This window comes from Nocardioides currus, from assembly GCF_003057875.1.
GTDB lineage: Bacteria > Actinomycetota > Actinomycetes > Propionibacteriales > Nocardioidaceae > Nocardioides > Nocardioides currus.
Genome location: NZ_PYXZ01000009.1, coordinates 65,953 through 82,785, shown reverse-complemented (window position 1 = coordinate 82,785; position 16,833 = coordinate 65,953). Strand labels below are relative to the sequence as shown.

Below are 16,833 nucleotides of genomic sequence, written 5' to 3'. Positions count from 1 at the left end.
ACTCTTCCCCGGCGCGGTCCCACATCCCTGCCTCTGGTTCGTGGAGGCCCGACCAGCAGAGAGATGTACCGCGCCGTGAAGACCCCTGCCCGACGTCGCCTGTCACTCGTCTCGGCCGCCGCACTCGCCGGCCTGTCGCTCACCCTGGTCACGGGTTCGGTGGCGTACGCCGTCCCGCTGACGCCGTACGAGATGCCCTTCCCCTGCGGGCAGAAGTGGACGGGGTCGACGCGCGGCAGCCACACCCCGTCGATGAAGGCGATCGACTGGAACCGGCCCGGCGACGAGGGCGACACCGTCGTCGCGGCGGCCGCGGGCATGGTCACCACGGCCGACTCGACCAGCACCCGCAGCTACGGCCACCACGTCGTCATCGACCACGGCAACGGCGAGAGCACCGTCTACGGCCACATGGACGCCGTCACGGTCACGGCCGGGCAGCGCGTCGACCAGGGCACGGCCATCGGGACCGTCGGCAACACCGGCAACTCGCACGGCGCCCACCTGCACTTCGAGGAGCGCCTCGGCGGCACCGACGTCGCCACGTCCTTCAACGGCGTGCCCTACTTCTTCGGCGACCTGACGTCGTTCAACTGCGTGGACGTCCCGGTCGCGGCCGACTTCACCGGCGACGCGATCTCGGAGGTGGCGGTCTTCCGCCGCGGCAAGAAGTCGTCGTTCGTCGTCAACGAGCCGGCGGGCGCGCGGGTGATGGTCTTCGGCAACGCGACCGACGAGCCGGTGCTGGGCGACTGGGACGGCGACGGCACCGTCAACGTCGGCGTCTGGCGCGCGAAGAAGGCGAAGTTCCGCCTCAAGACGGCCACGAAGGTGGTCAAGGTCGGCTTCGGCGTCCCCACCGACCGCGCGATCGCCGGGGACTGGGACGGCAACGGCACCGACGAGATCGGCGTCTACCGCTCCTCGGTCGGCACGTTCTACCAGCGGCTGGCCGACGGCTCCTCGACCGCCGTCGTCCTCGGCGACGCCGACGACCAGCCCGTTACGGGCGACTGGGACGGCAACGGGGTGACCGACCTCGGGTTGTACGACCCCGCCACCTCGACCTTCACGCTGCGCGTGGTCGACGCCGGCGGCCAGGCGTGGACCTCGCAGCTGGTGCTCGGCGTTCCCGGCGACCTGGCCGTCGCGGGTGACTGGGACGGCGACGGCATCACCGACGTCGGGGCCTGGACGCCCGCCACCGCGACGTTCACCCAGGGCCGCGCCGTCTTCCCGATGACCTCGCGCATCGCCTCGTCGCTGCCCGACAACATCGCCGCGCGGACCACCGTCACCACCGTCCGCTTCGGCAACCCGCGCGGCTGATCCTCAGGCGGGCGTCGCCCGTCCCACCAGGTGCGGCGAGCCGTCGCTCGGGTTGCTCAGCGAGAAGGTGTGCGTCCCGTCGTCGGCCCGCTCGGCGAAGGCCACCGTTCCCGGCAGGAACACCGGCTTCCTGAACGCCACCTCGACGCTCACGGCGTCGGGCAGCCGGTTCTCGATTGCCGCCACGGAGCGCGCCAGGGTCCACATCCCGTGCGCGATCTGGCGCGGGAAGCCGAGCGCCCTGGCCGTGAGCGGGTAGAGGTGGATCGGGTTGTGGTCGCCCGACACGGCCGCGTAGCGGCGTCCGAGGTCGCCCGGCAGTCGCCACTGCACCCCGCCGGAGAGCGGGTCACCCACGACCAGCGGCGCGTCCGGCTCGCCGTCGGTCCGCACGCCGCGGCGCAGGTACGTCGAGACGGACTCCCACACGACGTCGTCGCCGCTCGTCACGCTGGTCACGAAGTCGAGCAGCGCGCCCCTCGCGTGCGGGCGGGGTGCGCCCACGGCGGTCGTCAGGTCGAGGACCTCGCCGACCCCGATCGCGCGGTGGGCGGTGATGGTGTTCTCGAGGTGGACCATCCCGATGGCGGCATAGGGGAACGCCGGGTCGGCCATGATCGCCATGTGCAGCGGGAACGCCAGCAGGTGCGGGTAGGGCAGGGGGACGGTGTCCTTGCGGGGGAAGGCGCACACGGCGGCGTACGCCTCGACGTCGGCGCGCTGCACCTCCGCGCCGGCGCGCGCGAAGGACAACCCCGAGAACGAACCGGCCGGCGCCTTCCTCACGCCCGGCAGCTGGTTGACGACCGGTAGGACCGGCAACGCGGCCCGGGCGAGCGTCCGCAGCCCACCGGGTGTCCCGTGGAGCTGTCTGGTCTCCATCAGGCGCCCAGCATCATCTGGCCGCACACCCGCACGACGTTGCCGTTGACGGCCGTCGAACCGGGGGAGGCGAACCAGGCGATGGCCTCGGCCACGTCGACCGGCAGGCCGCCCTGGCTCATCGCGTTGAGGCGCTGGCCGACCTCGCGGGTCGCGAACGGCACGGCCGCGGTCATCGCGGTGATGATGAAGCCCGGGGCGACGGCGTTGATCGTGATCCCGCGCCCGAGGTCGTCGGCCAGCGAGTCGACGAGACCGATGACACCGGCCTTGGAGGCGGCGTAGTTGGTCTGGCCGACGTTGCCGGCGATGCCCGCGATCGACGCGACCCCGACGATGCGGCCGTTGTCGTTGAGCACGCCGTCGTCGAGCAGCTGGCGGGTGATGCGCTCGGGGGCGGTGAGGTTGACGCCGATCACGCCGGCCCAGCGGTCCTCGGCCATGTTGGCGAGCTTCTTGTCGCGGGTGATGCCGGCGTTGTGCACCACGACGTCGACGCCGCCGTGCCCGGTGGTGAGGTGGTGGGCGATGCGCTGCGGCGCGTCCTTCGCGGTGATGTCGAGCAGCAGGTGGTCGCCGTCGAGCTCGCGCATCAGCGCCTGGAGCTCGCTGGCCGCCTGCGGGACGTCGACGCCGACGACGGTGGCTCCGTCACGGTGCAGGACCCGGGCGATCTGCTCGCCGATGCCGCGGCTCGCGCCGGTCACCAGCGCAACCTTGCCGTCGAGCGGGCGCGACCAGTCGGCGACCGGCCCGGCCTGCTTCTCCTGGTGGGCGCCGATGCGCACGACCTGGCCCGAGACGTACGCCGACTTGGGGGAGAGCAGGAACGCGAGCGTGGAGGCGATCGCGTCGTCCGCACCTTCGTCCACGTAGACGAGCTGCACGGTGCCGCCCCGGCCGATCTCCTTGCCGAGCGAGCGGGTGAACCCCTCGAGCGCGCGCTGGGCGACGCGCTCGGAGCCCGTGAGCGACTCGGGGGTGGTGCCGAGGACGACGACGCGGGGGCAGGTGTCGAGGCTGCGCAGCAGCGGGGTGAAGAACTTTTGGAGCGCGACGAGACCTGCGGAGTCGGTGATCCCGGTGGCGTCGAAGACCAGGCCCTTGTACTTCTCGCCCGACGTCGGGAGGCTCCAGGCGATGTCGAGGTCGTCGAGGACGGTCGGCAGCGACCCGCTCAGGCGGCCCTCGCCGCCCAGCGCGACGGTGCCGGTGACGAGCGGTGCGCCGGCGGCGTACCTCTCCAGGCGGGTCGGGCTGGGCAGACCGAGGTTCTTGACCAGCAGCCTGCCGAGGGGGGTCGAGACGAAGCCCTGGTAACGGTCGCTCATGGGTGCGGGTCCTCCGGTGGAGTGGGGTGGGTGGTCCGGGAGTGTTGTAACAAGTGGTGTAACTCAGTGTCCACATTTCGTGACGTGGCGCTCATCGCATTCCCTGCGCGGGGTCGAACGGCAAGGATAGGAGCATGAATTCCTCGACTCGCCGCGTCGCCGTGCTCGGTGGCAACCGCATCCCGTTCGCCCGGTCCAACACCGTCTTCTCCGACGCGTCCAACCAGGAGATGCTCACCGCCGCGCTCGACGGGCTGGTCGAGCGGTTCCACCTCGAGGGCGAGAAGGTCGGGATGGTCGCGGCCGGCGCGGTCGTCAAGCACAGCCGCGACTTCAACCTCACGCGCGAGACCGTGCTCGGCTCCAGGCTCAGCCCGCTGACGCCGGCCACCGACATGCAGATCGCGTGCGGCACCGGCCTCGCCGCCGTCACCCACGTGGCCAACCTGATCGCGCTCGGCCAGATCGAGGTCGGGATCGCCGGCGGCACCGACACCACCTCCGACGCCCCGATCGCCATCAGCGAGCGCCTGCGCAAGAAGCTGATCAAGGTCAACCAGCAGAAGGACACCGTCGGGAAGCTCAAGGCCCTCGCCGGGATCCGCCCCGGCGACATCGGCCTGCTGCCGCCGAGCAACAACGAGCCGCGCACAGGCCTGTCGATGGGCGAGCACCAGGCGCTGACCACCCTCGAGTGGGGCATCACCCGCGAGGCCCAGGACGAGCTGGCCGCCGCCTCCCACCAGAACCTCGGCCGGTCCTGGGACGATGGCTTCCACGACGACCTGGTGACGCCGTTCCGCGGTGTTGAGCGCGACGCCAACATGCGCCCCGACTCGACGGTCGAGAAGCTCGCGAAGCTCAGGCCGGTGTTCGGCAAGGGCGAGGCCGCGACGATGACGGCGGGCAACTCGACCCCGCTCAGCGACGGCGCCTCGACCGTGCTGCTCTCCTCGGAGGAGTGGGCGAAGGAGCACGACCTGCCGGTGCTGGCCTACATCACCGCCTACCAGTACGCCGCCGTCGACTACGTCACCGGCAACGAGGGCCTGCTGATGGCGCCGGCCTACGCCGTGTCCGAGATGCTCGAGCGCGAGGGCCTGGCGCTGCAGGACTTCGACTACTACGAGATCCACGAGGCGTTCGCCTCCGTCGTGCTCTCCACGCTCAAGGCGTGGGCCGACCCGGTGTTCTGCAAGGAGCGCCTCGGCCGCGACGAGCCGCTCGGGGAGATCGACCGCACGAAGCTGAACGTCAACGGCTCCTCGCTGGCCGCCGCCCACCCGTTCGCCGCGACCGGCGGCCGGATCGTGCCGGTCGCCGCGAAGCTGCTGGCGCAGAAGGGCGAGGGCCGCGCCCTGATCTCCATCTGCGCCGCCGGCGGCCAGGGCGTCGTCGCGATCCTGGAGCGCTGACTTCCGGAGCGCCGACCCGGGTCGGTGGGCCGTCCCCGGTTTCCCCGGCTAGCCGGGGAAACCCAGACTTCCCGGGGTTTGCATGCCCCGGGAAGTCGACGACTCGCCCATGAAGTCGGCCCGGGTCGGTGGGCCGTCTCAGGTTTCCCCGGCTAGCCGGGGAAACCCAGACTTCCCGGGGTTTGCATGCCCCGGGAAGTCGACGACTCGCCCATGAAGTCGGCCCGTTGGTAGGGTCGCGCCGTTCGACATCCTTTAACGATCCGTCCTGTGAGGCGGAGAAGGAGGTCAGGGCCCATGACTGACGCGGCCGACCCTCGCATCGTGCTCGACCCCGGTGACATCGCCCGGGCGCTGACCCGCATCGCGCACGAGATCCTCGAGCGCAACAAGGGCGCCGACGACCTCGTCCTGCTCGGCCTCCACACCCGCGGCGTGCCCCTGGCGCACCGCATCGCCGAGCGCATCCGCGCCGTCGAGGGCTCGGGCGTCGACGTCGGTGAGCTCGACGTCACCATGTATCGCGACGACCTGCGCAAGCAGCCGACCAGGCGGGCCCACAAGACCGTGATCCCGCCCGGCGGCATCGACGACAAGATCGTGGTGCTGGTCGACGACGTGCTGTTCTCCGGTCGTACGATCCGCGCGGCGCTCGACGCGCTGGCGGACCTGGGCCGGCCCAGCGCCGTACGCCTCGCCGTGCTGGTCGACCGCGGCCACCGCGAGCTGCCGATCCGCGCCGACCACGTCGGCAAGAACCTCCCCAGCGCTCGCGCCGAGCGCGTCAGCGTCCGCCTCGCCGAGTGCGACGACCTCGACGAGGTGACCATCTCGTGAAGCACCTGCTCTCCATCGACGACGTCTCTGCCGACCAGGTGCAGGAGATCTTCGCGACCGCCGCAGACATGCACGACGTGCAGCGGCGCGAGGTCAAGAAGCTGCCCGCCCTGCGCGGACGCACCGTGATCAACATGTTCTTCGAGGACTCGACGCGCACCCGTTCGTCCTTCGAGATCGCCGGCAAGTGGCTCTCGGCCGACGTCATCAACATCTCGGCCAAGGGCTCGAGTGCGTCGAAGGGCGAGTCGCTGCGCGACACCGTGCTCACCGTCTGCGCGATGGGCGTCGACGGTCTCGTGATCCGCCACCCCGCCTCCGGCGCCGCCCAGCAGGTCTCGGAGTGGGTCGACGCGGTCGTCATCAACGCCGGGGACGGCATGCACGAGCACCCGACGCAGGCGCTGCTCGACGCCTACACACTCCAGCGGCGGATGGGCTCGCTCGACGGCAAGCACGTCGCGATCATCGGCGACCTGACGCACAGCCGGGTGTTCCGGTCCAACGTGCTGTGCCTGACGAAGCTCGGGGCCCGCGTCACCGTCGTGGCCCCGCCGACGCTGATGCCCAGCGGGATCGGGCCGTGGTCGAAGGAGGCCGGGTTCGCGACGTCGTACGACCTCGATGACGTGCTGCCCGACGCCGACGCCGTGATGATGCTGAGGGTCCAGAAGGAGCGGATGTCGGGCGGCTACTTCCCGTCCGCGCGGGAGTACACCGTCGGCTACGGCCTGACCCGCGACCGCCTCCGGCTGCTGCGGCCCGACGCCCCCATCTGCCACCCCGGTCCCATGAACCGCGGCCTCGAGATCGCCGCAGACGCGGCCGACGCCGCCCAGTCGGTCGTGCTGGAGCAGGTCTCCAGCGGCCTCGCGGTGCGCATGGCCGTGCTCTACCACCTGCTTGCGGGAGAGGAGTCCTGATGTCCCTGGTCATCACCGGCGCCAGCGTGCTGGGGGAGAAGACGCAGGACCTGTACGTCGACGACGCCGGCCTGCTGGTCGACGAACCGCCCCTCGGGGCGGAGGTGCTCGACGCCGACGGCCTCGTCGCGCTGCCGGGCCTGGTCGACCTCCACACGCACCTGCGCGAGCCGGGGCGCGAGGACGCCGAGACGATCCTCACGGGGTCGCGGGCCGCAGCGGTCGGCGGCTACACCGCCGTGCTGGCGATGGCCAACACGTCGCCGGCCACCGACACGGCCGAGGCCGCGCTGCGGGTGCTCGACCTGGGCCGCGAGGCCGGCTTGGTCGACGTCCAGCCGGTCGGCGCAGTGACCAAGGGGCTGGCCGGCGAGGAGCTGGCCGAGCTCGGGCTGATGGCGCGCTCGCGGGCGAAGGTCCGGGTGTTCTCCGACGACGGCAAGTGCGTCCACGACGCGCGGGTCATGCGGCGGGCGCTGGAGTACGTCAAGGCGTTCGGCGGGGTCGTGTCGCAGCACGCCCAGGACCCGTCGCTGGCCGGCCCGACCGCCTGTTGCCACGAGGGCGAGGTGTCCGGGCGCCTCGGGCTGCCCGGCTGGCCCGGCATCGCCGAGGAGGTGATCGTCGCCCGCGACGTGATGCTGGCCCGCCACACCGGCTCGCGGGTGCACATCGCCCACGTCTCCACGGCCGGCTCTGTCGAGGTCGTCCGGTGGGCCAAGGGCCAGGGCATCGACGTCACGGCCGAGGTCACGCCCCACCACCTGCTGCTCACCACCGACCTGCTCGAGGGCTACGACCCCACCTTCAAGGTCAACCCCCCGCTGCGCCCGGGTGAGGACGTGGAGGCGCTGCGCGCCGCGCTGACGGACGGCACGATCGACGCCGTGGCCACCGACCACGCCCCGCACGCGCGCCACGACAAGGAGCACGCCTTCGTCGACGCCGCGTTCGGGATGATCGGCCTGGAGACGGCGCTGGCGGTCGTCCGGACCGCGGTGCCCGACCTCGCGTGGACCGACGTCGCTCGCGTCATGTCGAGCACGCCGGCCCGCATCGCCGGGCTGACGGACCACGGGTCGCTCGAGGTCGGCACGCCGGCCCACGTCGTGCTCGTCGACCCGTCGGCGTCGGTGACGGTCGACCGTGCCGACTCGGTGTCGCTCTCGCGCAACAACCCGTGGCACGGTCGATCGCTGACGTCCCGGGTGGTGCACACCGTGCACGCCGGACGCGTCACGGTCCGCGACGGCGCGCTGACCTCCTGAGGTCAGGCCCTCTTCTTCACGCGGATCACGTTGTTGGGGCCTTTGACCGTGACCTTGGTCTTGCCCTTCGTGACCCTGGCGTGGTTGTTGGCGCCGACGACGGTGAGCTTCGGCAGCGTGGCGTAGCGCACCGAGTTGTTGGCGCCGCGCACGACCACGGAGGTGCCGCTGGTCGCGACGAGGTCGCTGTTGGAGGCCTTGATCAGGCCAGTGGTGATGGTGGCCGCCTTGACGGTGCTGTTGGCCTCCGTGATCTTCGCGGTCCCGACCGTGCCGGCGACGACGGCCCGGGAGTTGCCCCCACTCACGGTGACGCGGCCGGCGCCCGGCGTCGACACCCGGACGTTGGACCCGCTGATCGCGACCTCCTGCACCGCACCGGCGGTCACGGTGGTGTTGCTGCCGGTGACGGTGAGGCTCGTCGCGTCCGGGACCGTCACGACGGAGTTGGAGCCCGAGACCGTGATGTCCGTGCAGACCCCGGTGACCGTGACGTCCTCGACCGACTGGTCGACGGTGACCGCGCCGCCGGCGCAGTCGACGACGACCGCGGCCTGGGCGGGGACGACCGAGCCCGTCAGGGCGGCGAGGGGGAGGAGCGAGGCGGCGGCGAGGCCGACGAGGCGGGTGCGCATGGTGAGACCTTTCGTGGTGGATGTCCGCGGTCGACCTACCCCTCGACCCGGGACCCAAACGGAGCCCGGGTCTAGTCTCGAGCCATGCAGATCACCACCCTCGAGCAGCTGGTCGGGATCGTCGGAACACCGGGGGATCGGGCGGTCGCCAAGGAGCGCCGGACCCTCACGGACATCGACCGCGCGTGGCTGGCCGCCTCCCCGTTCTGCGTCCTCGCGACCGCCGACGCCGACGGGCGCTGCGACGCCAGCCCGAAGGGCGACCCCGCCGGCCAGCTCGCGCACGTGGTCGACGACCGGACGATCGCGCTGGCCGAGCGGCCGGGCAACAAGCGGGTCGACGGCTACCGCAACGTCCTGTCCAACCCGCACGTCGGGCTCAACTTCCTGATCCCCGGCCGCGCAGACACCCTGCGGATCAACGGCCGCGGCCGGCTGGTCGACGACGCGCCGTTCTTCGACGACCTCGCGGTCCGCGACCGGCGCCCGATCCTCGCCCTGGTGGTCGAGATCGAGACCATCTTCTTCCACTGCGGCAAGGCGTTCATGCGCTCGGGCCTGTGGGACCCCGAGACGTGGGACCCCGAGGCGCTGGTCCCGCGGCGGGCCGTCATCACCCAGGAGCTGGAGCCGCAGGCCGGCAAGACCCTCGACGAGCTCGACGACTACTACCGCCCGGAGAACTACGCGCAGGGCCTCTACTGACCGTGACCGATCCCGAGCAGTGGCTGCTGACCCGCGAGGAGCGGGCCAACCCGCGCACCCGCATCGACGACACCTCACCCGACGGGGCCGCGTGGGTCGACGGCAACCTCGTGGTGCCGCTGGTCGACGGCGCGGCCTACCTCGCCGACCTGCACGCCGTCATCACCGCCACCCGGCCCGGTGACCTCGTGCTGTTCACCGACTGGCAGGGTGACGCCGACCAGCGGCTCACCGAGGCCGACGACAGCGACGTGCTCAGCGTGTTCGGCGGCGCCGACGAGCGCGGTGTCGACGTCCGCGGGCTGGTCTGGCGCTCGCACCTCGACCAGACCGGCTTCTTCGCCTCGGAGAACCGGCACTTCGGTGAGCAGCTCCAGCAGCGCGGGGCCGAGGTGCTGCTCGACATGAGGGTGCGCACCGGCGGCTCCCACCACCAGAAGATGGTCGTGGTCCGGCACCGCGACGACCCGTCGCGCGACGTCGCCTGGATCGGCGGCATCGACCTGGCCCACAACCGCCGCGACGACCACCGTCACCTCGGCGACCCGCAGCCCCAGCCGCTCGCGGAGGAGTACGGCGCCAACCCGCCGTGGCACGACGTGCAGGTCCGCATCCAGGGCCCGGCCGTGCACGCCATCGAGACCGTGTTCCGGGAGCGCTGGGAGGACCCGACCCCACTGAGCCGCAACCCGATCCGTCGCGTGGCCGACGCGCTGCGGCGCCACGACACGACGCCCGACCCGCTGCCGGAGCAGACTTCTCCGCCGCCCCCCGCCGGACCGCACCGCGTCCAGCTGCTCCGCACCTACCCCAACCTCCGGCACGGGCTCGACTACCCGTTCGCCCGCGGCGGCGAGCGCAGCGTCGCGCGGGGCTACCGCAAGGCCCTCGAGCAGGCCCGCGCGCTGGTCTACGTCGAGGACCAGTACTTCTGGGGCCACGACGTCGCCGCGCCGTTCCTGACCGCTCTGGAGGCCAACCCGGGGCTGCGGGTGATGGTCGTGCTCCCGATGCACCCCGACGTGGAGGGCGTCTCCCGGCGGGCGGAGCTGCTGGCCCGCACGCGCGCGCTGGAGCCGCTGTGGGAGCTGGCCCCGGACCGGGTCGCGGCCTACGGGCTGGAGAACGTCCACGGGACCCCCGTCTACGTGCACGCCAAGGTGTGCGTCATGGACGACACCTGGTCCACGGTCGGCTCCGACAACTTCAACCGCCGCTCCTGGACCCATGACTCCGAGCTGTCGTGCGTGGTGCTCGACGAGGAGTACGCCACGGCGCTGCGGCTGCGACTCGCGATGGAGCACCTGGGCCGGATGCCCGACGACGGCTCGCAGCCCGACGTGACCACCACGATGGCCGACTGCCTGGACCCGCAGGGCATGTTCGCGACGTACGCCGCCTCCGCCCGCGCCCTCGACGCGTGGCACGCCGGCGGGCGGGTCGGGGCGCGACCGCCCGGACACCTGAGGGGACTGCCCCGACCCCACGTCGGGCGCGTCGAGGCCACGGCGCTGCGGGCGGTGCTGGAGCGGCTGCACGACCCGGACGGCCGGCCGGCCCCGCTGCAGCAGCGCGGCGACTACTGACCCGGCCTATCCTCGACGACATGAGCACGCACCCCCGGCTGCTGCACACCGTCCTCGACACCGACGACGTGCGAGGGACGGCGGACTTCTGGCGCGAGCTGCTCGACCTGCGGTTCCGGCCGGGCGACGAGGAGCCGACCGAGGGCGAGGACTGGCTCGTCCTCACCGACCACGACGGCAACCGCCAGCTCGCGTTCCAGCTCACCGACGACCTCCAGCGGTCGACCTGGCCGGAGCCGGGGGTGCCGATGCAGCTCCACCTCGACCTGACCGTGTCGAGCGTCGCGGAGCTCGACGAGCAGCACGAGCGGGTGCTCGCGCTCGGCGGCGAGCTGCGCTACGACCGCACGCACACGCCCGAGGAGCCGCTGCGGGCCTACGCCGACCCGGCCGGCCACGTCTTCTGCATCTTCGTCGCCTGACCCGCCGCCCGACCCGCCGCCCGACTCGTCGACCGACCCGTCGCCTGAGGAGCACCGATGGACACCCCCTACGACCTTCCGCTCGGTGACGGCGACGGCGGCTACGCCTTCCGGATGATGCCGGACGACGACTTCGACGAAGGCGCGTCGAGCGTCTCGGTCGACGCGGTGGCCAACGGCCGGGCGGTGCTCGTCACCTACACCTGGACCCACGCCGAGGACGGCGCGCAGCGCGGCACCCTGATGCTCGGCATCCCCGCGGAGGACGGCGCCGTGAGTGCCGCGTGGGTGGACAGCTGGCACCAGCGCGACGTCGTCCAGCTCCGGGGCACCGGCTCACCGACGGGAGCGACCGTGGGCTACGAGTACGCCCCCGGCTGGACCTGGGAGATCGAGGTCAGCGTCGACGACGGGGCCCTCGCGCTGGTGATGCGCAACGGCGTCCCGGAGAGCGACGACAGTCCCGCGGTGCGCTACGACGTGATGCGCAACCACTGGTCCTGACCCAGGCCACGACCCACGTCAGGACTCAGGTCACCACCAGGCCCAGCCAGTCGCCGAGGGAGTCGATCTCCTCGCCCACGGCCGTGCGCATCGCCTTCGTCCAGCGGCCGTCCTCGTGGACGGCGTCGACCCGCAGGATCCCGGCGTCCCGCTCGGCGGTCGCGTCGACCTTGCCGACCAGCCGGTCGCCGTACAGCACGGGGAGCGCCCAGTAGCCGAAGCGGCGCTTGGCCTTCGGCTTGTACATCTCGAGCTGGTAGTCGAACTCGAACAGCTCCTCCATCCGCTTGCGGTCGAACACCAGCCGGTCGAGCGGCGAGAGCAGCGCGGCGCGCCCACTGAAGTCGTCGAGGCGGGCGAGGTAGGTCGGGTCGACGCGCCACCTGCCCCGCACGCCCTCGACCACGGCGTCCTCGCCGACGGGTCCGACGTCGTTGGGCTCCGACGGCGCGACGGCCGCGCGGGCGCGGGCCAGGCCGAGCGAGCGCAGCCGGCGCTCGCCGCGGATCCGCATCGCCTCCTCCAGGGGCACCGGCTCGACGTCGGGATAGACGCGCTCCGCGAGGTCCCACAGCTTGTCGCGCCCGTCCATGCCGGCCACGGCGACCTCGCCGCGCTGCACCATCATGTCGAGCAGCCGGCTGACGTTCCGGTCGTTGTTCCAGCCGCTCGACTGCCACGGCACCAGCGTCGTGTCGGGCAGCTCGCGCGTCGTGCACGGGCCCTCGTCGTGCAGCTTGGCGAGGATGTCGCGCCGCGTGTCGTCGTTGGCCTCGACCCACTCCGCGAGCGAGCGCTCCCAGTCCTTCCACTCGACCGGGCTCGGCCACGCGGCCATCTCGGCGCGGTGCAGCGCGAGGTCCTCGGCCGGGCGGAGCATCGAGTGCAGCTCCACCAGCGCGCCCGAGCCGACGAGGTCGTCCAGCGCCGACTGCCGGTAGCCGGCACCGAGACGCGACCACGCCACGACGTGCGCGCTCGGCGCGACGGCCGCCGTCGGCTCGACCTGGAGCAGGGTGAGGTGGCGGACCATCTCCAGCAGGTCGTCGGGGCGCTCGGCGTCGAGCAGCTGGGCGAGGACCGAGATCCGCCGCGCCTGTTCCTTCGTCAGCTCATGCACGGGGTAGACGATAAGGAGGCGACAGGACGATCGGCGTCCGGTTAGGGTCGACGGCACCATGTGGATCTGAACCCGACCCGACTCGCGCCCGCGGCCGAGCCTCCCTCGAGGCGGCGCCCGGCGAGTCCGACCTCGTCCTCCCGGGTGACCCTCATGCCACTGACCCCACTCATCCTCACCGACCTGTCCGTGTCGTACGGCGACCGGCCGGTCCTCGACGGCATCGACCTCGTCGTCCAGCCCGGCCGCAGGGTCGCGCTGGTCGGCGAGAACGGTGCCGGCAAGTCGACCCTGCTCCGGGCCGTCACCGGCCGGCTGCCCCGACGTGCACGCCTCACCGGCACCGTCCAGGCGCCGGCCGATCTCGTGATGCTCGGGCAGGAGCCCCCGTTCTCGGCCGATGCGTCGATCGCCGACGTGCTGGCCGCCACCCTGAGACCGCTGCGACACGCGGTCGCGGAGGTGGAGCGTCTCGCTGCCGACCTCGCCGACCCCGCCGCGGCCACCGCCTACGACACGGCGCTGGAGGTGGCGCTGGCCCACGACGCGTGGGACGCCGACCGTCGCGCCGAGGTGGCCGCCGAGCAGCTCGGCCTCGGCCGTCTCGACCCCACGCGGCTGGTCGGCTCGCTCTCCGGCGGCCAGCGGACCCGGCTCGCGCTGGCGACGATCATGACGACGCGCCCGGGCTGCCTGCTGCTGGACGAGCCGACCAACCACCTCGACGACGCCGCGCTGGAGGTGCTGGCCGACTTCCTGACCGGGTTGCCGGGGGTGGTGCTGTTCGCCAGCCACGACCGCGTGTTCCTCGACGACGTCGCCACCGACCTGGTCGACCTCGACCCGAGCGCGTTCGGCACGGACGGGGAGGGCGGGCGCCGGTTCGGCGGCGGCTGGAGCGACTACGAGGAGCACCGCCGGAGGGCGCGCGAGCGGTGGGAGGCGACGTACGCCCAGCAGCAGGAGGAGCTGAAGGTCCTGCGGGCGACCACCCAGCTCGGCACCGAGGCGATCGCGCACAACCGCGGCCCACGCGACAACGACAAGTTCATCCACGCCTTCAAGGGCGCCAACGTCGAGCGCGCCCACGCACGCCGCAAGCGCGACGCAGTGCAGCGCCTCGAGGCCGCCGAGCAGCAGCAGGTCCGCAAGCCGCGGGCGCTGCTGTCCTTCGAGGCCCCGCTCACCGCGGCGGCAGGCAGCGGGCGGGTCGCCCTGGTGCGCGACCTCGAGGTCGCCGGACGGTTGCGGCTCGACCGGCTGGACGTGGCCGCGGGGGAGCACCTGCTCGTGAGCGGCGGCAACGGCACCGGCAAGTCCACGCTGCTCGGCGTCCTCGCCGGTCGGATCGCTCCCGACGCGGGCGAGGTGCAGGTGGGGGCGCGGACGGTCGCCGAGCTGGCCCAGGACGTCGTGTTCGCGGACCCGCGGCGGTCGGCGCAGGCGACGTACGACGACCTCACCCCGGCGACGGCCCCGGACCTGCTCGGCCTGGGGCTCCTGCACCCGCGCGACCTGCGCACGTCCGTCGGGTTGCTCTCGGTGGGCCAGCGCCGCCGGCTCGGCCTGGCGGTCGCGATCGCCTCGGGTCCGGACCTGCTGCTGCTCGACGAGCCCACCAACCACATCTCGCTCGCCCTGGCCGGTGAGCTGGAGGAGGCGATCGGGAGCGCGGTCGGCACCGTCGTCGTCGCCACGCACGACCGATGGCTGCGGCGTCGGTGGACGGGGCCGGAGACGAGCCTCGAGTGAGGCTCAGCGACCGCCACCCGGCGGCTGGCACACCGGGCACCAGAAGAGGCGTCGGGCGGCCAGCTGGCCGTCGAGCACCGCGGTCCCGCACACGCGGCAGGGGCGCCCGACACGGCCGTAGACGTAGTGCGCGTCGATGCGGCGCACGCGCCCGGCCGGACGCTCGCGGTGCTCGGGCTCGGTGGTGACGATCCGCCCCGAGCGCACGCCTGCCCGCATCAGCCGCACGAGGTCGAGCCACATCGCGTCCAGCACCCCGGGATCCACCTCGCGGCCGGGCAGGTGGGGGTCGACGCCGTGACGGAACAGCAGCTCGGCGCGGTAGACGTTGCCGATGCCCGCCACCGCCGACTGGTCGAGCAGCAGGGTGCCGATCGGCGCCCGGCTGCGGGCCAGCCTCGGCATCCACGCGCGCAGGTCGGTTCCGCTGCGGAGCGGGTCGGGGCCGAGCCGGTCCAGGATCAGGTCGCGTTCGGGCGCGGTCACGATCTCGCAGGCGGTCGGTCCGCGCAGGTCGAGCCACGAGCGCTCGTCGGGCCCGTCGACGACCAGCCGCAGACGCAGGGCCCCGCGGGGCTCGTCCGGCTCGCCCCTGCCCTCGCGGAACTTGCCGTAGAGCCCCAGGTGGACGTGGAGGACCAGCGGCTCCCCGCCCGGGTGGTCGGCGTAGGTGTGGAACAGGTGCTTGCCCCACGCGTCGGTGCCGACGACGGTGGCGCCGTCGATCAGTGCGGCGCCCTCCGCGAAGCGGCCCTGCGGGCTAGAGGCACGGACGCGCCGGCCGACCAGCAGCCGACGATGCCGTCGGGCCAGTCGGTGGATGCTGTGTCCCTCGGGCACCGGCCCATCCTGCCCGAGCGGTCCCCATCGCCGTCCGTGCCGGTCCTGACACGGGACGGGTCCCGGCGCGGGTCCCCACCGCTGATAGGCTCGGCGCGCTCGAACATCCTTTAACGATCCGTCCTGTGAGGCGGAGAAGGAGGTACGGCGTTGCCCTCTCGCGCGCCCGCACTGCTCGTCCTCGAGGACGGGCGGTCTTTCACCGGATACGCCTTCGGCGCCGAGGGAGAGACCTTCGGCGAAGCGGTCTTCTCCACCGGCATGACCGGCTACCAGGAGACGCTCACCGATCCCAGCTACCACCGCCAGGTCGTCGTGATGACGGCCCCGCACGTCGGCAACACCGGCATGAACGACGAGGACCCCGAGTCCCGCAAGGTGTGGGTCGCCGGCTACGTCGTCCGCGACCCCGCCCGGGTGCCGTCCAGCTGGCGCTCGCGCCGCACCCTCGACGACGAGCTGCGTGACCAGGGCGTCGTCGGCATCTGCGACGTCGACACCCGCGCCCTGACCCGCCACCTGCGCGAGCGCGGGGCGATGCGCGTCGGCATCTCCACCACGGAGACCGACCGGGACGCCCTGCTCCGCCGGGTGCTGGAGTCGGGCGAGATGGCCGGCGCCAACCTCAGCGAGGCGGTCACCACGCCCGAGGCCTACGTCGTCGAGCCGGTCGGCACCAAGCGCTTCACGGTCGCCGCCGTCGACCTCGGGATCAAGGCCAACACGCCGCGGATGATGGCCGAGCGCGGCATCGAGGTGCACGTGCTGCCCGCGACGTCCACGATCGAGGACGTCCTCGCGGTCGCCCCCGACGGGCTCTTCTTCTCCAACGGTCCCGGCGACCCGGCCGCGACGACCGGCCAGGTCGAGCTGCTGCAGGCGGCGCTGGAGCGCGACCTGCCCTACTTCGGGATCTGCTTCGGCAACCAGCTCTTCGGTCGCGCGCTCGGCTTCGGCACCTACAAGCTCAAGTACGGCCACCGCGGCATCAACCAGCCGGTGATGGACCGCACCACCGGCAAGGTCGAGGTCACCGCCCACAACCACGGCTTCGCGGTCGACGCGCCCCTCGACGGGGCCACCACCACGCCGTACGGCGACGCCAGCGTGAGCCACGTCTGCCTCAACGACGACGTGGTGGAGGGCCTCGAGCTCCGCGACGACGACGGGACGCTGAAGAGTTTCTCCGTGCAGTACCACCCCGAGGCGGCCGCCGGCCCGCACGACGCGGCCTACCTCTTCGACCGCTTCGTCGAGCTCATGACCGAGCGGAAGGGGGCCTGA

Annotated in this window: 16 protein-coding genes; 11 read left to right on the top strand and 5 right to left on the bottom strand. The window is 72.5% G+C overall.

The genetic code is table 11. From position 1 onward, the window contains the following. The first annotated feature begins 75 nt into the window (after positions 1–75). Positions 76–1,329, top strand: coding sequence for a M23 family metallopeptidase (locus C7S10_RS18085; RefSeq protein ID WP_165807213.1), 1,254 nt, complete (start codon positions 76–78; stop codon positions 1,327–1,329). Positions 1,330–1,332: 3 nt separating this feature from the next. Here C7S10_RS18085 and C7S10_RS18080 read toward each other — a convergent pair whose 3' ends face one another. After that, positions 1,333–2,211, bottom strand: coding sequence for a MaoC family dehydratase (locus C7S10_RS18080; protein ID WP_108345850.1), 879 nt, complete (start codon positions 2,209–2,211; stop codon positions 1,333–1,335). After that, the gene (locus C7S10_RS18075; RefSeq protein WP_108345849.1) at positions 2,211–3,542 is read right to left on the bottom strand and encodes a 3-oxoacyl-ACP reductase; all 1,332 of its coding nucleotides are present in this window, start codon (positions 3,540–3,542) and stop codon (positions 2,211–2,213) included. The genes C7S10_RS18080 and C7S10_RS18075 overlap by 1 nt, the downstream gene beginning before the upstream one ends. A 134-nt stretch (positions 3,543–3,676) precedes the next feature. Here C7S10_RS18075 and C7S10_RS18070 point away from each other — a divergent pair, with 134 nt between their 5' ends. The 4 genes from C7S10_RS18070 (at position 3,677) to C7S10_RS18055 (ending at position 7,985) form a co-directional block, all read left to right on the top strand. Continuing rightward, entirely contained in the window at positions 3,677–4,957 is a 1,281-nt protein-coding gene (locus C7S10_RS18070; protein WP_108345848.1) for an acetyl-CoA C-acetyltransferase, read from the top strand. A 297-nt stretch (positions 4,958–5,254) separates the two neighbouring features. After that, on the top strand, positions 5,255–5,794 hold the full coding sequence (pyrR, locus tag C7S10_RS18065; protein ID WP_108345847.1) for a bifunctional pyr operon transcriptional regulator/uracil phosphoribosyltransferase PyrR: 540 nt from the start codon (positions 5,255–5,257) through the stop codon (positions 5,792–5,794). Beyond that, positions 5,791–6,717 (top strand): aspartate carbamoyltransferase catalytic subunit, encoded by a 927-nt coding sequence (locus C7S10_RS18060; RefSeq protein ID WP_108345846.1) that lies wholly within the window; start codon positions 5,791–5,793, stop codon positions 6,715–6,717. Before pyrR ends, C7S10_RS18060 begins: the two co-directional genes overlap by 4 nt. Then, positions 6,717–7,985: a dihydroorotase gene (locus C7S10_RS18055; RefSeq protein ID WP_108345845.1), complete on the top strand. Its 1,269-nt coding sequence runs from the start codon at positions 6,717–6,719 to the stop codon at positions 7,983–7,985. Before C7S10_RS18060 ends, C7S10_RS18055 begins: the two co-directional genes overlap by 1 nt. Before the next feature lie 2 nt (positions 7,986–7,987). On the opposite strand, the gene C7S10_RS18050 is transcribed toward C7S10_RS18055, so the two are convergent. After that, positions 7,988–8,620, bottom strand: coding sequence for a DUF3060 domain-containing protein (locus tag C7S10_RS18050; RefSeq protein ID WP_108345844.1), 633 nt, complete (start codon positions 8,618–8,620; stop codon positions 7,988–7,990). A gap of 84 nt (positions 8,621–8,704) precedes the next feature. Here C7S10_RS18050 and C7S10_RS18045 point away from each other — a divergent pair, with 84 nt between their 5' ends. Genes C7S10_RS18045 through C7S10_RS18030 form a run of 4 tightly spaced genes read left to right on the top strand, consistent with a single transcriptional unit; the run spans position 8,705 to position 11,837 of the window. After that, positions 8,705–9,325 (top strand): MSMEG_1061 family FMN-dependent PPOX-type flavoprotein, encoded by a 621-nt coding sequence (locus C7S10_RS18045; protein WP_108345843.1) that lies wholly within the window; start codon positions 8,705–8,707, stop codon positions 9,323–9,325. 2 nt (positions 9,326–9,327) lie between these two features. Beyond that, positions 9,328–10,911 carry a phospholipase D family protein gene (locus C7S10_RS18040; protein WP_108345842.1) on the top strand — a complete coding sequence of 528 codons (1,584 nt, stop codon included), beginning with the start codon at positions 9,328–9,330 and terminating at the stop codon, positions 10,909–10,911. 20 nt (positions 10,912–10,931) lie between these two features. After that, positions 10,932–11,333, top strand: a complete 402-nt coding sequence (locus C7S10_RS18035) for a VOC family protein (RefSeq protein ID WP_108345841.1) — start codon at positions 10,932–10,934, stop codon at positions 11,331–11,333. Between the two features lie 57 nt (positions 11,334–11,390). Beyond that, complete coding sequence (locus C7S10_RS18030) at positions 11,391–11,837, top strand: hypothetical protein (RefSeq protein ID WP_108345840.1); 447 nt, start codon at positions 11,391–11,393, stop codon at positions 11,835–11,837. Positions 11,838–11,862: 25 nt separating this feature from the next. On the opposite strand, the gene C7S10_RS18025 is transcribed toward C7S10_RS18030, so the two are convergent. Further along, positions 11,863–12,957, bottom strand: a complete 1,095-nt coding sequence (locus tag C7S10_RS18025; protein ID WP_243395458.1) for a DNA glycosylase AlkZ-like family protein — start codon at positions 12,955–12,957, stop codon at positions 11,863–11,865. A 153-nt stretch (positions 12,958–13,110) separates the two neighbouring features. Between C7S10_RS18025 and C7S10_RS18020 the strand changes: the two genes are divergently transcribed. Beyond that, positions 13,111–14,709 (top strand): ABC-F family ATP-binding cassette domain-containing protein, encoded by a 1,599-nt coding sequence (locus tag C7S10_RS18020; RefSeq protein WP_108345943.1) that lies wholly within the window; start codon positions 13,111–13,113, stop codon positions 14,707–14,709. A gap of 3 nt (positions 14,710–14,712) precedes the next feature. Here the strand turns inward: C7S10_RS18020 and C7S10_RS18015 are convergent, their stop codons facing one another. Beyond that, positions 14,713–15,549 carry an Fpg/Nei family DNA glycosylase gene (locus C7S10_RS18015; protein ID WP_108345838.1) on the bottom strand — a complete coding sequence of 279 codons (837 nt, stop codon included), beginning with the start codon at positions 15,547–15,549 and terminating at the stop codon, positions 14,713–14,715. Positions 15,550–15,699: 150 nt separating this feature from the next. Between C7S10_RS18015 and carA the strand changes: the two genes are divergently transcribed. Beyond that, the gene (gene carA, locus C7S10_RS18010) at positions 15,700–16,833 is read left to right on the top strand and encodes a glutamine-hydrolyzing carbamoyl-phosphate synthase small subunit (protein WP_108345837.1); all 1,134 of its coding nucleotides are present in this window, start codon (positions 15,700–15,702) and stop codon (positions 16,831–16,833) included.

What these genes read in the sequence shown, in the direction of transcription:
- C7S10_RS18080 (WP_108345850.1), bottom strand. Translation starts at nt 2,211, where the DNA reads ATGGAGACCAGACAGCTCCACGGGACACCCGGTGGGCTGCGGACGCTC.
- C7S10_RS18075 (WP_108345849.1), bottom strand. Translation starts at nt 3,542, where the DNA reads ATGAGCGACCGTTACCAGGGCTTCGTCTCGACCCCCCTCGGCAGGCTG.
- C7S10_RS18070 (WP_108345848.1), top strand. Translation starts at nt 3,677, where the DNA reads ATGAATTCCTCGACTCGCCGCGTCGCCGTGCTCGGTGGCAACCGCATC.
- pyrR (WP_108345847.1), top strand. Translation starts at nt 5,255, where the DNA reads ATGACTGACGCGGCCGACCCTCGCATCGTGCTCGACCCCGGTGACATC.
- C7S10_RS18055 (WP_108345845.1), top strand. Translation starts at nt 6,717, where the DNA reads ATGTCCCTGGTCATCACCGGCGCCAGCGTGCTGGGGGAGAAGACGCAG.
- C7S10_RS18050 (WP_108345844.1), bottom strand. Translation starts at nt 8,620, where the DNA reads ATGCGCACCCGCCTCGTCGGCCTCGCCGCCGCCTCGCTCCTCCCCCTC.
- C7S10_RS18045 (WP_108345843.1), top strand. Translation starts at nt 8,705, where the DNA reads ATGCAGATCACCACCCTCGAGCAGCTGGTCGGGATCGTCGGAACACCG.
- C7S10_RS18035 (WP_108345841.1), top strand. Translation starts at nt 10,932, where the DNA reads ATGAGCACGCACCCCCGGCTGCTGCACACCGTCCTCGACACCGACGAC.
- C7S10_RS18030 (WP_108345840.1), top strand. Translation starts at nt 11,391, where the DNA reads ATGGACACCCCCTACGACCTTCCGCTCGGTGACGGCGACGGCGGCTAC.
- C7S10_RS18020 (WP_108345943.1), top strand. Translation starts at nt 13,111, where the DNA reads ATGCCACTGACCCCACTCATCCTCACCGACCTGTCCGTGTCGTACGGC.